Source organism: Staphylococcus sp. Marseille-Q5304 (assembly GCF_943737015.1).
GTDB classification, from domain to species: domain Bacteria; phylum Bacillota; class Bacilli; order Staphylococcales; family Staphylococcaceae; genus Staphylococcus; species Staphylococcus hsinchuensis.
In genome coordinates, this window is the sequence record NZ_CALSFP010000001.1 from 335,914 (window position 1) to 351,088 (window position 15,175).

At 34.3% G+C, this 15,175-nt stretch carries 15 protein-coding genes and 1 riboswitch; of the genes, 12 read left to right on the plus strand and 3 right to left on the minus strand.

Translation table 11 applies throughout. The features are described from left to right. The first annotated feature begins 3 nt into the window (after window positions 1–3). The 8 genes from NGI30_RS01520 to NGI30_RS01555 all read left to right on the plus strand — a co-directional run bounded on the left by NGI30_RS01520 (window position 4) and on the right by NGI30_RS01555 (window position 9,695). Window positions 4–1,278, plus strand: a complete 1,275-nt coding sequence (locus NGI30_RS01520; protein WP_251942523.1) for a YjiH family protein — start codon at window positions 4–6, stop codon at window positions 1,276–1,278. 40 nt (window positions 1,279–1,318) lie between these two features. Continuing rightward, the gene (gene hutU, locus NGI30_RS01525) at window positions 1,319–2,980 is read left to right on the plus strand and encodes a urocanate hydratase (protein ID WP_251517783.1); all 1,662 of its coding nucleotides are present in this window, start codon (window positions 1,319–1,321) and stop codon (window positions 2,978–2,980) included. Then, window positions 2,980–4,212: an imidazolonepropionase gene (gene hutI, locus NGI30_RS01530; protein ID WP_251942525.1), complete on the plus strand. Its 1,233-nt coding sequence runs from the start codon at window positions 2,980–2,982 to the stop codon at window positions 4,210–4,212. Before hutU ends, hutI begins: the two co-directional genes overlap by 1 nt. 323 nt (window positions 4,213–4,535) lie before the next feature. After that, the gene (locus tag NGI30_RS01535; RefSeq protein ID WP_251517788.1) at window positions 4,536–5,672 is read left to right on the plus strand and encodes an amidohydrolase; all 1,137 of its coding nucleotides are present in this window, start codon (window positions 4,536–4,538) and stop codon (window positions 5,670–5,672) included. A gap of 66 nt (window positions 5,673–5,738) precedes the next feature. Beyond that, a complete protein-coding gene (locus NGI30_RS01540; protein ID WP_251517792.1) occupies window positions 5,739–6,620 on the plus strand; it encodes an SDR family oxidoreductase in 882 nt (293 codons plus the stop codon). Window positions 6,621–6,767: 147 nt separating this feature from the next. Further along, window positions 6,768–7,379: a flavin reductase family protein gene (locus NGI30_RS01545; RefSeq protein WP_251517795.1), complete on the plus strand. Its 612-nt coding sequence runs from the start codon at window positions 6,768–6,770 to the stop codon at window positions 7,377–7,379. A 124-nt stretch (window positions 7,380–7,503) separates the two neighbouring features. Beyond that, window positions 7,504–7,605, plus strand: a riboswitch (SAM riboswitch). A 105-nt stretch (window positions 7,606–7,710) separates the two neighbouring features. Next, window positions 7,711–9,003, plus strand: coding sequence for a Na+/H+ antiporter NhaC family protein (locus tag NGI30_RS01550; RefSeq protein WP_251942527.1), 1,293 nt, complete (start codon window positions 7,711–7,713; stop codon window positions 9,001–9,003). Between the two features lie 185 nt (window positions 9,004–9,188). Then, the gene (locus tag NGI30_RS01555) at window positions 9,189–9,695 is read left to right on the plus strand and encodes an SRPBCC family protein (protein ID WP_251517800.1); all 507 of its coding nucleotides are present in this window, start codon (window positions 9,189–9,191) and stop codon (window positions 9,693–9,695) included. Window positions 9,696–9,995: 300 nt separating this feature from the next. On the opposite strand, the gene NGI30_RS01560 is transcribed toward NGI30_RS01555, so the two are convergent. Then, window positions 9,996–10,526 carry a hypothetical protein gene (locus tag NGI30_RS01560; protein ID WP_251942529.1) on the minus strand — a complete coding sequence of 177 codons (531 nt, stop codon included), beginning with the start codon at window positions 10,524–10,526 and terminating at the stop codon, window positions 9,996–9,998. 300 nt (window positions 10,527–10,826) lie between these two features. Here NGI30_RS01560 and NGI30_RS01565 point away from each other — a divergent pair, with 300 nt between their 5' ends. The 3 genes from NGI30_RS01565 (at window position 10,827) to NGI30_RS01575 (ending at window position 12,765) form a co-directional block, all read left to right on the plus strand. Next, the gene (locus tag NGI30_RS01565; RefSeq protein ID WP_251942531.1) at window positions 10,827–11,741 is read left to right on the plus strand and encodes a bile acid:sodium symporter family protein; all 915 of its coding nucleotides are present in this window, start codon (window positions 10,827–10,829) and stop codon (window positions 11,739–11,741) included. Window positions 11,742–11,922: 181 nt separating this feature from the next. After that, window positions 11,923–12,567: an HAD family hydrolase gene (locus tag NGI30_RS01570; RefSeq protein ID WP_251517808.1), complete on the plus strand. Its 645-nt coding sequence runs from the start codon at window positions 11,923–11,925 to the stop codon at window positions 12,565–12,567. A gap of 6 nt (window positions 12,568–12,573) precedes the next feature. Beyond that, window positions 12,574–12,765: a hypothetical protein gene (locus NGI30_RS01575; RefSeq protein WP_251517811.1), complete on the plus strand. Its 192-nt coding sequence runs from the start codon at window positions 12,574–12,576 to the stop codon at window positions 12,763–12,765. Window positions 12,766–12,859: 94 nt separating this feature from the next. Here the strand turns inward: NGI30_RS01575 and NGI30_RS01580 are convergent, their stop codons facing one another. Beyond that, window positions 12,860–13,036: a hypothetical protein gene (locus tag NGI30_RS01580; protein WP_251517814.1), complete on the minus strand. Its 177-nt coding sequence runs from the start codon at window positions 13,034–13,036 to the stop codon at window positions 12,860–12,862. Beyond that, window positions 13,033–13,392, minus strand: a complete 360-nt coding sequence (locus tag NGI30_RS01585) for a hypothetical protein (protein ID WP_251517818.1) — start codon at window positions 13,390–13,392, stop codon at window positions 13,033–13,035. The genes NGI30_RS01580 and NGI30_RS01585 overlap by 4 nt, the downstream gene beginning before the upstream one ends. A gap of 338 nt (window positions 13,393–13,730) precedes the next feature. On the opposite strand from NGI30_RS01585, the gene NGI30_RS01590 reads away from it, so the two are divergent. Beyond that, entirely contained in the window at window positions 13,731–15,125 is a 1,395-nt protein-coding gene (locus NGI30_RS01590) for an amino acid permease (RefSeq protein WP_251517821.1), read from the plus strand. The last annotated feature ends 50 nt before the right edge of the window (window positions 15,126–15,175 follow it).

The window sequence follows — 15,175 nt, forward strand, 5'->3', positions numbered from 1 at the left end:
TACATGTGGAAGTTTTTTGTGTATAGTTTAATAGGTATTATTGTCTTTTTCATACCTATAACCCTTTTCGGAGAATCAACAATCTTAGTTGATCATATCGTGAAGTGGATAACCGCATGGGTCAAACCGATTTTACCGTTTTATGTACTGTGCTTAATTATAATTGGAGCTGTACTTCCATTTGTTAATAAAGAATGGAATAAGTCTAAAACGAGTATTGTGTTTTCGTTATTTAAAGTGTTAGGCGTTTTTATTGCGATTATGGTCGTTTTTCATATCGGACCTCATTTTATTTTGAAGAAAGATATAGGGCCTTTTTTGTACGATAAGTTGGCAATGCCATTAAGCTTATTAATACCGATAGGAGCTATTTTATTATCATTTTTAGTTGGATATGGATTACTAGAATTTATTGGTGTGCTTTGTAGGCCAATCATGCGGCCCATATTTAAAACACCAGGTAAGTCGGCAGTGGATGCAGTTGCCTCATTCGTAGGAAGTTACTCTATAGGTTTACTTATAACGAATAGAGTTTATAAGAATGGTGGCTACACTCATAAAGAAGCTGTCGTAATCGCAACTGGATTTTCAACAGTTTCTGCTACATTTATGATTATTGTCGCGAATACTTTGAAAATTATTGATTTTTGGAACTTGTATTTTTGGTTCACACTTGTAGTAACATTTATTGTTACTGCTATTACGGTACAACTCCCACCTATAAGATTTGAAAAGAATGACACCTTCGAAAATCAACCGTATCAAAAAGAAGTGCGCAGAGATATGCCTTTACTTAAAGAGGCATGGTTAGAAGCTAAACAAGCAGTAGGACAGGCGAATTCACTAGTAGATAATGTTAAAGAAAATTTACGCGACGGTGTGTTAATGACGATATCAATACTACCTTCAATAATGTCTATTGGTTTAATAGGTTTATTGATAGTTGAATTTACACCAATTGTTGAATATGTAGCCTATATATTTTACCCATTTATTTCAATCTTCCCAGTTAAAGATGTAGGCGTTTTAGCTCAAGCTTCAACAATTTCGATTGTTGAAATGTTGTTACCTTCAGCAATTGCACAAAGCGCTGATTTAGCTACACGATTTGTGGTGGCAGTAACAAGCGTTTCGGCTATCATATTCTTTTCAAGCGTTGTACCCGTTATTTTATCTACGGAAATTAAGGTTTCTATAGGTAAATTAGTGGTCATATGGTTTGAAAGAGTAGTATTAACGTTATTAATAACAATTCCTTTTGCGTTATGGATTTTCTAAATGTTTAAAGTGTATTTAAATCTAACGAGGAGTGATTTAAGTGAGAAAAATTGAAGCAAAAAAAGGTTTAGACATTGAATGTAAAGGTTGGGAACAAGAAGCAGTATTGAGAATGTTATACAACAACTTGGATCCAGAAGTTGCTGAACGTCCAGAAGACTTAGTTGTATATGGTGGTATCGGTAAAGCTGCTAGAAACTGGGATGCATTTGAAGCTATTGAAGAAACATTACGTAATTTAGAAGCGGATGAAACAATGTTAGTTCAATCAGGTAAACCAGTAGCAGTGTTTAAAACACACGAAGAAGCACCACGTGTATTATTATCAAACTCAGTATTAGTTCCTGAATGGGCAAACTGGGATCATTTCAATGAGCTAGATAAAGAAGGCTTAATCATGTACGGTCAAATGACTGCGGGTAGTTGGATTTATATCGGTTCACAAGGTATTGTACAAGGTACGTATGAAACATTTGGTGAGCTAGCTAATCAACATTTTGATGGTGATTTAAAAGGTACCGTAACATTAACTGCTGGTCTAGGCGGTATGGGTGGTGCACAGCCACTTGCTGTTACTATGAATGGTGGCGTAGTTATCGGTGTTGATGTCGATGAAACACGTATCGATAAACGTATCGAAACGAAATATTGTGATGTTAAGACAAGCGATTTAGATGAAGCATTACGACTAGCAGAAGAAGCAAAAGAACAAGGCAATGCTTTATCTATTGGTTTAGTAGGTAATGCAGTTGATGTACATCAAGAAATTTTAGACAGAGGATTTAAAGTTGATATCGTAACAGACCAAACAAGTGCACATGACCCATTAAATGGTTATGTACCTCAAGGTTATTCATTAGAAGAGGCTAAAGCATTACGCGATAAAGACCCGAAAGAATATGTGAAAAAATCAGAATCTTCAATGAAAAAACACGTAGACTTAATGTTACAATTCCAAAAAAATGGTGCGATTGCATTTGACTATGGTAATAACATTAGACAAGTTGCATTTAATAATGGTTTAGAAAATGCATTTGATTTCCCAGGATTCGTGCCAGCGTACATTAGACCATTATTCTGTGAAGGTAAAGGTCCATTCCGTTTTGCTGCTTTAAGTGGAGATCCTAAAGATATCGAACGTGCTGATGAAGAAATGAGAAAGTTATTCCCAGAGAATGAAAAACTTATCCGTTGGTTAGATTTAGCACAAGAAAAAATCGCATTCCAAGGTTTACCATCACGTATTGCATGGTTAGGTTATGAAGAACGTGCGAAAATGGGGTTAGCTTTAAATCGTTTAGTACGAGAAGGGGAAATATCTGCACCTATCGTTATCGGTCGTGACCACCTTGACTCAGGTTCAGTTGCAAGTCCTAACCGTGAAACTGAAGGAATGAAAGATGGTTCTGATGCTGTAGGTGACTGGGCTGTATTAAATGCTTTAATCAATACAGCAGCAGGCGGTTCATGGATTTCATTCCACCACGGCGGTGGCGTAGGTATGGGTTATTCATTACATGCTGGTATGGTTGTTGTTGCGGATGGCTCTGAACGTGCAGATCGTCGTTTAGGACGTGTATTAACTACAGATCCGGGTATGGGAGTAGTGAGACATGCTGATGCAGGTTATGAATCTGCAGTAGAAGTTGCAAAGGAAAAAGGTATTCACATTCCAATGATTACAGGTAAAGGAGACAAATAATGAACGATTTAATTATTCAAAACATTAAACAATTAATTTTACCGAAATCAACAGACTGTCCTTTAAAAGGGAAAGAGTTAGACGAACTAGAAACAGTTGAAAATGGTACAGTTGTAGTTAAAGACGGCAAAATCGTTTACTCAGGTGCACACACGGATGAATATGAAGCGGAAGAAGTTATTGACGCAACAGGTAAAGTTGTTTCACCTGCACTTGTAGAAGCTCATACACACCTTGTACATGGTGGCTCACGTGAACATGAAATGTCACTTAAAAGACAAGGTGCTTCTTATTTAGAAATCCTTGAACAAGGTGGAGGCATCCTTTCAACTGTAGAATCTACACGTAAAGCAACTGAAGAAGAATTATTCGAAAAAGCTGAGAAGAACTTGCTAACAATGGTTCAACACGGTGTGTTAGCTGTAGAAAGTAAAAGTGGTTATGGTTTAGATAAAGAAAACGAATTAAAACAGTTACGTGTATCAAATCGTTTAGCAGAAAAATATAATTTAGATATGAAACATACTTTCCTTGGGCCACATGCAGTACCGAAAGAAGCAGAATCAAACCAAGCATTTTTACAAGAAATGATTGATTTATTACCAGAAGTTAAAGAATATGCTGACTTTGCTGATATTTTCTGTGAAACTGGCGTATTCACAGTGGAAGAATCAAAACAATATATAGAAGCAGCAAAAAAAGCAGGATACGATGTTAAGATTCATGCAGATGAAATCGATCCTTTAGGTGGTTTAGAACTTGCGATTGACGAAGGTGCAATTTCAGCAGACCATTTAGTTGCTTCAAGTACAGAAGGTAAAGCGAAGTTAAAACACAGTGATACAGTAGCGGTGCTATTACCAGGTACAACATTCTATCTCGGTAAAGAAGATTATGCAGACGCAAGAGGCATGTTAGATAATGAAGGTGCTATCGCAATCGCAACAGACTTTAACCCTGGTAGTTGTGTAACGAACAACTTACAACTTGTTATGTCTATTGCAGCTTTAAAATTAAAATTAACTCCAAATGAAATTTGGAATGCTGTGACAGTCAATGCTGCAAAAGCCATTGATGTTGATGCTGGTACAATTAATGAAGGTGACAAGGCAAACATCGTTATTTGGGATGCACCAAATCATGAATATATCCCTTATCACTATGGTATCAACCATGCACAAAAAGTTATTAAAGATGGTAAAGTGATAGCAGATAATCACTTTGAACTTTAATTTTATGAAATAAATCGAATAAAGTTTTTAGGAACTTAGTGTTCTAACGTGAAGAAAGGCAATTTCTATTGAAATAATATAGAAATTGTCTTTTCTTTTAACTAAATAATATGAAAGGTTTTTAATTATAGCTGACCCATGTTGGGTATTTTAATGCTTGCCGCTCTATCAGATATATTATTGATAAGCACTAGATGTCCTATAGATTATTAAGAATATTTTGACAATTATGATAAAATGACAAGTATAAGTACAAAAGTGTAAAATGTTTAGTCATCTATCTTAATTGGATTAATGAAAATAGAGAAAGGTCGTGGCAATGTATGCCTAAATATGAAGATTATGTGCAATGGAGAAGAACGTTTCATCAATTCCCAGAGTTATCTGAGTATGAATATGAAACAACTAAACGTTTGAAACGTATACTAGAATCTTATGATATTAAAATATTAGATTTACCTTTAGAAACAGGCCTTGTCGCAGAGGTAGGCCAAGGTGATGATTTTGTTGCTGTAAGAACGGACATCGATGCTTTACCAATACATGAGCAAGTCGTGCATGAATTTACTTCAACAAATGATGGTGTGATGCATGCGTGTGGTCATGACATTCATATGGCTAGTATTTTAGGGGTGGCCACTGGTTTAAAAGAGATAGAACAAGAATTAGATGGACGTGTACGTATTATTTTCCAACCAGCTGAAGAACTAGGTCATGGAGCATTTTCAATTACTGAAACGAAAGCAATAGATGGAGCAAAAGCTGTCTTAGGCTTTCATAATTATCCTTCAATGAATATTAATGAATTCGCAATTAAATCAGGCGTATTAACATCAGCTGTAGATCGATTTGAATATAAAATCCAAGGTAAAGGTGCACATGCTGCAAAACCTGAACAAGGGAATGATCCAGTCGTGGCACTAGGACAACTGATCAACAGCGTTCAATCTATTGTAAGTAGAAATTTATCGGCATTTGATAATGCAGTAGTTACAATAGGAGAAGTATCTTCTGGTAATACATGGAATGTCATTGCTGATCAAGCATACGTACAAGGTACTGTTAGAACATTTGATTCAAAGGTTCGCGAACGAATTGAATCACGCCTACATGCGATAGGTAAAGGGATTGAAACGACATTCGATTTAGAAGTAGAGACACGATATCAACATTTACCAGGTGCAGTTGTAAACGATGAACAACTGACGCAAGAAGCGATTAAAGTAGCGAAACAATTAGACTATGACGTGAAATTGATGCAAGAACCGCTGACGATTGGCGAAGATTTTGCTGGATATTCACAGCAATACCCGAGTGTCTTTGCGTTCATAGGATCAAACAGTAAATATGATTTACATCATCCGAAGTTTGATCCTGACGAGCGCATATTAGAAAAGGCTCCACAATATTTTATTACATTTGTTCAACAATTATTGAACGGTGAAACTGAAGAATCGTAATAATGCATAAGATTTATTTCACATGGGTACAGACTAAATAAGTCAATATTTAAGGAGTGATTGTATATGGGTGCACAAGATCCAAGAAATAAATTTTCAAGCGCAGATTTTCCAAAACAAGAACAACCGGTACCAGGACTACAGAAAGAACTAGATCCTAAACCGGATTGTGGTGAAACTTCATATGAAGGACATGGACGTCTTAAAGATTATAAAATGCTTGTAACAGGCGGAGATTCATCAATAGGCCGTGCTGCTGCCATCGCATATGCTAAAGAAGGTGCAGATGTGGCGATTAACTATCTTCCAGCAGAACAAGAAGATGCTGAAGAAGTCAAGCAAGTCATTGAAGAAGCTGGACGTAAAGCAGTCTTAATTCCTGGTGACTTACGTGATGAACAATTTAACTACGATCTCGTTGAACAAGCACATAAGCAATTAGGTGGCTTAGATAATGTAACGCTAGTGGCGGGGCATCAACAATACAGAGATGATATTCGCGGTTTCGATACGGCATCATTTACTGAAACATTTGAAACTAATGTTTATCCAATCTTTTGGACAGTACAAAAAGCGTTAGATTACTTTGAAGCAGGGGCAACGATTACTTTAACGTCATCTGTTCAAGGTTATAATCCAAGCCCAATCTTACATGATTACGCAGCGACGAAAGCGGCTATCATTTCACTCACTAAAAGCTTGTCTGAAGAATTAGGAGCACAAGGTATCAGAGTGAATTGTGTTGCTCCAGGTCCATTCTGGTCACCATTACAAATTTCAGGTGGACAACCCCAGTCTAAAATTCCTGAGTTTGGACAAAAAGAAGTACTCGGTCGTGCAGGTCAGCCAGTAGAACTTGCAGGTGTTTATGTACACTTAGCGGCTGAAGAATCTAGTTATACAACAGGCCAAGTTTATGGTGTAACTGGTGGTACCCAAATCGACTAAAAATATACACAAAGGTTAGGATATCTTAAGTAATATTTCGTAGCACAATTTTGTAAATGTAAACAAATAAAGCGAGTACACAACAAATTAAAGGTGTCCTAACTTTGTTATATTATTTTTTGCTAATGAAAGGTTACGTGATAAATTATGAAAAAAATAGATGCGTCAACGATTTCAAAGGTACAAAATTATAAATTGTTAACGGGTAGCATCATACCGAGACCCATCGCATTCGTTACTTCACAAAATAAAGAAGGTATATTGAATGCTGCACCATTTAGTTTTTTTAATGGGGTTAACAGCGAACCACCAATGATTATGTTTTCTGCGACACGTAGTGAAGGTCAACGTAAAGATACTTCATTGAATATCGAAGAAACAGGAGAATTTGTACTGCATATTACTGATGAAAACAATGTAGAACACATTAATCGCACTGCTGCACCTTTAGAGAGAAAAGCTAATGAGTTAGCACGTACAGCGTTTACTACCATCGCTTCAGATGAAGTGAAAGTGCCAGGTGTAGCACAAGCAAAAGTACGTATGGAATGTAAGTTAGATCAAATCATTCCACTTGGTGACTCTAAAAATGGTGCTGATCTCATTATTGGTGAGATTGTGATGTACCATATCGACGACGACGTATATATTGAAGATAGTAAAATTGATGCCTCAAACCTCAATCCAGTTTCACGTTTAGCTGGTAATAATTATGCGTTAACTGGAAAAACATTTTCATTAGAACGACCAACTGAATAAAATCTATGTATGTTTTTACATGTAAAATAAGTTGGTAATATAAAATATAGAGGCGTTCAATAATTTTCCGTGAATAAGATTGACGAATGACTCTCAATCATGTAGTGTAATGTAATAAATTAATAACTTATCAAGAGAAGTGGAGGGACTGGCCCTAAGAAGCTTCGGCAACATGTTAAATGTGCCAATTCCAGTAGCATAATTGATTTATGCTAGAAGATAAGATGATATGTGAATCGTTAACTCTTTTCTTCTAATTATTATAAGAAAAGAGTTTTTTTAGTTTAAAAATTAAAATAATTATATTTGATAGAAAGAAAGTAGGTAAATCATGGTTCAAACAAATAAAGGTAGCGCAAAGGCATTACTTCCCTTAATTGTGTTTATCGGTATGTTTTTAGGTGTTGGGATAATTACTGGTGATTTTTCTACAATGCCACTCAACGTAGCTATTTTAGTTGCTTCATTGTTTGATTTGTTTTTAAATCGTAAAGAATCATTCCAAAATAAGATTGAAATTTTCACAAAAGGCGCAGGTCATTCGAATATTGTACTCATGATGGTAATCTTTTTATTAGCTGGCGCATTTTCCAAAACGACCGAGAACATGGGCGGCGTTAAATCGACTGTTAATTTAGGTTTATCACTGATTCCTGAAAACTTATTAATCGTAGGTTTATTTGTGATTTGTATGTTTATTTCAATCTCGATGGGGACTTCAGTGGGAACTGTAGCTGCGATTGCACCAGTTGGTTTTGGTTTGAGTCAGGCTACAGATGTTTCGGCAGCTTTAGCTATGGCGACTGTAGTCGGAGGCGCAATGTTTGGTGATAATTTATCGATGATTTCCGATACAACTATTGCAGCGGTAAGAACTCAGAATACGAAAATGAGCGATAAATTTAAGGTCAATATTAAAATAGTATTACCAGGAGCCTTACTAACAATTTTAATACTTTGGTTATTGACGAACGGTGTACACGTCGATGCATCTAAAGATTATGCTTATAATATCATTAAAGTTATTCCATACTTATTTGTACTTATCCTGGCACTTGTAGGGGTCAACGTAATTATTGTCCTTATCGGTGGTATTGCTTTATCAGCAATTATAGGGTTAGTCGATGGGTCATTTGGTTGGAAAGGATTACTGTCAGCTATTTCCAAAGGTATCATCGGAATGGAAGATATTGCGATTATCGCTTTACTCATTGGCGGACTGGTGGCGTTAATTGAACATAACGGTGGTATAACTTGGCTATTAAATTTTGTACGACGTAGAGTGAAATCGAAACGTGGTGCTGAACTTGGTATAGCAAGTTTGGTCAGTGTTGCAGATCTTTCTACAGCAAATAATACAATTTCAATATTAATGGCAGGTCCATTGGCCAAAGAAATCTCAGAAGAGTATGATGTAGACCCACGTAAATCTGCTAGTATTTTAGATATGTTCGGTAGTTGTTTCCAAGGACTAGTACCTTACAGCCCCCAACTTATCGCAGCAGCAGGTGTCGCATCAATATCACCATTTGAACTGGTGCCTTATTCCATATATCCAATTATATTAGGCCTCTCAGGTTTAGTTGCAATTCTATTTGGATTACCGCGATTAAAAAAAACGTAACCTATATAACTTGAAACGAATACTGAGTAATATAAATTTTTTAAAGCTAAAATAACAATTTTCAATACTAATTTTGTCGAAACTGAGAAAGAATCAAGAGTAAAGGTTTGAATTATAGTATTTTTGTTTAGAAAAGATATAGAATCAGTTAGAATGTACTTAAGAGTGAAAGTAGGTGAACGAGAGTGGCTAAATATAATGTAGAAAATGAAAATGTTGAGATTGAACTCGAACGTTTATTTAAAGTCGAGCCCGCATTATTATATCAAGCATGGACAGATCAACGTTTCTTAAAACAATGGTTCATGACCTCAGAAAGAACAAACAAATTAATACATGTAGAGCCTAAACAGGGTGGCGAATATAAGATTGTCGATGTTTATAAAGGAAAGCAAAATATAATAACAGGTCAATACCAAACATTAACACCATTTGAGTATATCGTGATGACTGTAAGCATGCCTGAATATAGTGATTCAGAAGATCAAATTAATGTAGAAATATTTGAACGAGAACCAGGTATCACACAAATGGTCTTTAATTATAATGCTTATGTACCCAAAGAAAGAAGACTTACGACATTAGAATATAAGCAAAAGAAAAAGGAATACCACGACTCTACCGCTCATGGTTTTGAAACACTTTTTGATAAATTACAAGTTGTTTTAGAAGACTTTGAAAATAATATGTAATGAACAGCTCATTTGTATAAAATGATATATAAATAACAGCATATGTATATATAGCAAAGGGATTGGGATATAACAGTGTTGACCTTTATAACAAGAAAGCCACCTCAAAAGATTAAATTCATCTTTTGAGGTGGCTTTTTCTAACATGTATAACTTGGTCTCTTTAACTTTAATAGATATACGGCTACATACTACAAAATTAAAGAAATAACGTTATAATACGATTGACAAGTTAATGGCCTACTTAAATCAATATAGAAAGAATTTTGTGTTGAAAATTACTTATGAAAAATATAAATACTATGAAGTTCTTGCATTATTAATATAATTTGGATTGCACTTTGCACCGTGGATATCAATATTATGTGTGGCAATTTGATAGATAAGTTTAGAAAAAGTTGAAGATGTACAAGAGACAAAAAGTTTATTCTTATTGAAAGTATATCTTAAATCTTCTGTGTTTTTAATGTAATTCGTAATATCGATTACTTTATCTTTAATAAATGGGTCGATGAGTCCATCAATATTAACAACAAAACGTTTTGTAGACACTAATAATTGTTGTGTGTCAATGAGTTCTTGATTGTCACATTTATCTAAAATTTGATAAATAGCATAATTATGGAAGCTTAAATAAGTAATCATATACGGTAATTGTCGTTTTGGTAAGTTTAACTCTAATGCATAAATTTGTTTCGATTTATATATCGAAAAGTTCAAAGACTTACAAAAATGTGTATGTTTGAGTAATTTAATAAGTTTTTTTCGAGTAGTTCTTTGATGAAGTCCCCCAATATTCAATAAAAAACTTTCTTTTTTATCTAAAATCATGGTATACCTCCGTCCGTTTAATGAAAGTTCGTAATTTCCCAACTGATAACATTGGTTATGCGAATTTAAAAGCTTCCCAAGGCTTAAAAATGATTATATAACCAATATTTGAAAATATTTGTTAATTTACTTTAAATTGTAGCACTGTTTTTGTAAGAATACACTAGGTCTTTGGAACTAAGTTAAAATAATTTAATTTTCGCAATTAAGTGTTAGAATATTTAGAAAACTATATTGTTTCTGCTATTAAAGTGTGATACATTTCCCTTTATAGATATATAGAAGAAATGAGGGGGAAAGATGTTAAGAAAAGTAAGTCGTTTTGCAACTAATACATTTTTAGTATGGATGTTAGTTGCAGCATTTATTGGTTTTGTGTTTCCAAATGAGCTTGCCAAATTAAGTGGATGGGTTCCGTATTTACTTGGAATCGTTATGCTCGGAATGGGGTTAACCATCAAACCACAAGATTTCAAAATTGTTTTTCAAGCACCCCGCGCAGTCATAATAGGGGTGATCTTACAGTATACAATTATGCCTATCGCTGCGTATTTAATAGCGAAACTCTTCCATTTACCTGCAGAAGTTGCGATAGGAGTAATACTTGTTGGATGTTGTCCAGGTGGGACATCGAGTAATGTGATGAGTTATTTAGCAAATGCTAATGTGGCTTTGTCTGTAGCAATAACGAGTGTTTCTACGTTGCTAGCACCGTTTATCACACCATTTTTAATTTATTTATTTGCACATCAGTGGTTGCATGTGTCATTTATGAGTGTGTTTTGGTCAGTGGTACAAGTTATATTGATTCCAATTTTACTAGGATTAATTTTACAGAAACTCTTCCGAAACTTAGCAGAAAAAACGGCACATGTTTTACCTATTGTCTCAGTTGTTTCTATCTCACTCATATTGGCGTCTGTAGTAGGTGGAAGCAAATCACAGATTTTAGAAACAGGTTTACTTATATTTGTAGTCGTGGTGCTACATAATGTAGTAGGGTATACGTTAGGATATACTTTAGCGAAAGTCTTCAAACTTAAACGCCCTGATAAAAAGGCTGTTTCAATAGAGGTAGGTATGCAAAATTCTGGCTTAGCAGTGTCGCTAGCTACTGTACATTTTAGTCCATTAGCAGCTGTGCCTGGCGCAGTATTTAGTTTAGTGCACAATATTAGTGGACCGATATTAGCGAAATATTGGAATAAACGATAATTTAAGCGAAATGTTAGATATATGTTTTTGGGAGTGGGATAGAAATTGAACTTTCTAATAAAGATTTCAAAGTCCTACTAAATTTACAAAGAGTCTGAGACACCTATTTCTGTCTCAGACTCTATTATTCATATACAATGAAAGATAAGCAGTTAAATAATGCTATAAAGGAGGATGAGACATGTATAGAGCAGTTATATTTGATTTTGATGGTACGATTGTTGATACTGAACAACATTTATTTGATACAATCAATCATCATTTACAGCAATACAATAAACCAGTGATATCATTAGATTTCTATAAACAATCAATCGGAGGAGCTGCAACGCAATTACATACATATTTAGAGGAACAACTTGGTACAGAAAGAAAAGAGGAAATATATAAAGAACATCATCAATCAAGTGAGTTTTTACCGATAAATGAGGATATCCAAAAGTTAATGGCATTTTGTAAAAAGCGTCATATACCGATGGCCATTGCGACGAGTAGTTATCGTAAAGATATTATGCCTATATTTAATCGTTTGAATTTAGATGAGTATATAGAGGTAGTCATCGGTAGAGAAGATGTAGATGCGATCAAACCAGAACCGGATCCATATTTAACTGCCGTTCAAAGTTTGAATTTCAATCCAGTTAACTGTTTAGCAATTGAGGATTCAGTCAATGGAGCTACTGCTGCAATAAATGCAGGATTAGATGTCATCATTAATACAAACGAGATAACAGCTAAACAAGACTTTAGTTCAATTGCGTATACAGATAAAGATTTATCAGCAGATGAAATGATCGAGAAGTATTTTGAAAAAAGTGGGAGTTAATCATTTATGAATGGATATATTATTTTATTCTTCTTAAGTGGACCATTGATTTTAGCAATAAGTAAATTATGGTTAGGACCGAAATTTGATAAAAATAAAACCATTCAATCTCAATTTAATTATTTTTTAATAGAGACAATGGCGTATCTTGTGTTTGCTGGTTTAGTTTATTATTTGGTATTGAAAAGATTTTACTAAAAGTAATGAGGCAAAAGGAGCCATTATATTTTTTACAAAAAATGAGTTTGGAGGCACGTTTATTACTGCCTCCAAACTCATTATGATATTCAATCTATTTATAGAATAACGCGATTAAGATTAATATAAGTAAAATAGTATCTATCCCAAACATAATTGCAAAACGTGTTGTTTTTTCACCGTTCGCTTTAGCTTGTTGGTACTTTTTGAAGTTTGGAATTATACTCAATATTAATAACACGATTAATATAAGACCTATGACCATATTCATTGTCGATCACCACCTGATTTGCGTTTCTCTATCCATTCCCATATATAACCAGCAAGCACACCGATAATAAGTCCTACAATGATACCAACTTTTATAGCTGAAAAAATTGCAGTAAGTAATATTGCTAGCAATAGGCAAATAGGGATCGTAATTCCAAATTTATATTTACGCTCTGGCGAATTTAATATTGAAAATAAAGTGTAATATAACAACGCAAAGACAATTGTGGCTATGATTCCTCTAAGTATGACGTTACCGATAGAGGCGTGACTCTCACTAAAGTAACTAAATATACAAAAGAATAAGCCAAACAGAATTGAAAGTATAACTGTTCGTTGGGTTAAAGTTTTATTCATAAATAACTCCTTAAGTAAATCTTATATAGATTATATCATAATCATACATAGACATTATATTTTTGTAGTTGAACGAATGGAACTATTTCATTACTAGTGCGCTGTAAGACTTTTATGAAGGGTCAATAACGAATGACTAAATTAACCATTAAAAAGTAAAAATACATAAAAATTTTATTCAAATATGACGATTTGTTTAAATAGGAAATACAATTGTACATGTAATCGTTTACATTTTTCAAAAAATTGTTTAAATTTTAAAGATTTATAGTATAATAACGACATGACAAGTGATTAATGAATATGGACTGATATAAGAAAGAGATGGGGTTTATAAAATGAATGATAATAATGAGTTACAAAGGGGACTCAGTGCTCGCCAAATGCGAATGATTGCATTGGGTGGAACAATTGGTGTCGGTCTGTTTATGGGTGCAACAAGTACAATTAAATGGACAGGGCCTTCAGTAATTTTTGCATATTTAATTGCAGGTTTATTTATATTTTTAGTTATGAGAGCAATGGGAGAAATGGTTTATTTAACACCTACTTCAGGATCATTTGCTAATTTCGCAGGAGATTACATACATCCAGTCGCAGGCTATTTAACAGCATGGAGTAATATATTCCAATGGGTTGTCGTTGGAATGAGTGAAGTTATAGCCGTCGGTGAATATATGAATTTCTGGTTCCCACATTTACCACAGTGGATCCCAGGTGTTATTGTCGTGCTGTTATTAGCTGGAGCTAACTTAGTTTCAGTTAAAGCTTTCGGCGAATTTGAATTTTGGTTTGCAATGATCAAAGTTGTAACAATTATCTTAATGATTATCGCTGGTATTGGATTAATCTTCTTTGGTTTCGGTAATGGCGGTAACCCAATTGGATTATCGAACTTATGGTCACATGGTGGGTTTATGCCACACGGATGGTTAGGTTTCTTCTTTGCATTATCAATTGTAATTGGTTCATATCAAGGGGTTGAATTGATCGGTATCACTGCCGGTGAAACAAAAGATCCTCAAAAAAATATTAAAAGTGCAGTCAACGGTGTTATCTGGCGTATATTAATCTTCTATATCGGAGCAATATTCGTCATTGTAACCGTCTATCCTTGGAATGATTTAGGTAATATTGGTAGTCCATTCGTTGCGACATTTGCCAAAGTAGGTATTACATTCGCTGCTGGTTTAATAAACTTTGTTGTATTAACAGCTGCCATGTCAGGATGTAACTCAGGTATCTTTAGTGCAAGTCGTATGATGTTAACACTATCTAAAAATGGTCATCTACCTAAAGTCTTTACGAAAGTAATGAAAAATGGTGTACCACTTTGGACAGTATTAGCGATTTCAATCGGAATATTGATTGGTGCATTATTAAATGTGATTTTACCTTTATTTATTAAAGGTGCGGATAGTATTTTCGTCTATGTTTACAGTGCTTCAATCTTACCAGGAATGGTGCCGTGGTTTATGATATTAATAAGTCATATGAGATTTAGAAAGCATTATCCTGAAAAAATTGAAGGGCATCCGTTTAAAATGCCTGGAGGAAGAGCGACAAGTCTTGTGACAATGATCTTCTTTATCATTGTGCTAATTGGAATGTTATTCAATAAAGAAACTGTCGTTTCAGTTATAATCGGAATTGTATTTTTATTATTTATGACAGCATTTTATTTCATAAAAGGCTATCATAAGTTAAGTAAAGACGAACAAATATTAAAATAATTAGGTCTATATTTAAATGATCACTTAAATATTACATTTTGTAAGTTAGC

Coding starts and splice junctions, on each gene's coding strand:
- NGI30_RS01520 (WP_251942523.1), top strand. CDS start 4: ATGTGGAAGTTTTTTGTGTATAGTTTAATAGGTATTATTGTCTTTTTC.
- hutI (WP_251942525.1), top strand. CDS start 2,980: ATGAACGATTTAATTATTCAAAACATTAAACAATTAATTTTACCGAAA.
- NGI30_RS01535 (WP_251517788.1), top strand. CDS start 4,536: ATGCCTAAATATGAAGATTATGTGCAATGGAGAAGAACGTTTCATCAA.
- NGI30_RS01540 (WP_251517792.1), top strand. CDS start 5,739: ATGGGTGCACAAGATCCAAGAAATAAATTTTCAAGCGCAGATTTTCCA.
- NGI30_RS01545 (WP_251517795.1), top strand. CDS start 6,768: ATGAAAAAAATAGATGCGTCAACGATTTCAAAGGTACAAAATTATAAA.
- NGI30_RS01550 (WP_251942527.1), top strand. CDS start 7,711: ATGGTTCAAACAAATAAAGGTAGCGCAAAGGCATTACTTCCCTTAATT.
- NGI30_RS01560 (WP_251942529.1), bottom strand. CDS start 10,526: ATGATTTTAGATAAAAAAGAAAGTTTTTTATTGAATATTGGGGGACTT.
- NGI30_RS01565 (WP_251942531.1), top strand. CDS start 10,827: ATGTTAAGAAAAGTAAGTCGTTTTGCAACTAATACATTTTTAGTATGG.
- NGI30_RS01570 (WP_251517808.1), top strand. CDS start 11,923: ATGTATAGAGCAGTTATATTTGATTTTGATGGTACGATTGTTGATACT.
- NGI30_RS01575 (WP_251517811.1), top strand. CDS start 12,574: ATGAATGGATATATTATTTTATTCTTCTTAAGTGGACCATTGATTTTA.
- NGI30_RS01580 (WP_251517814.1), bottom strand. CDS start 13,036: ATGAATATGGTCATAGGTCTTATATTAATCGTGTTATTAATATTGAGT.
- NGI30_RS01585 (WP_251517818.1), bottom strand. CDS start 13,392: ATGAATAAAACTTTAACCCAACGAACAGTTATACTTTCAATTCTGTTT.
- NGI30_RS01590 (WP_251517821.1), top strand. CDS start 13,731: ATGAATGATAATAATGAGTTACAAAGGGGACTCAGTGCTCGCCAAATG.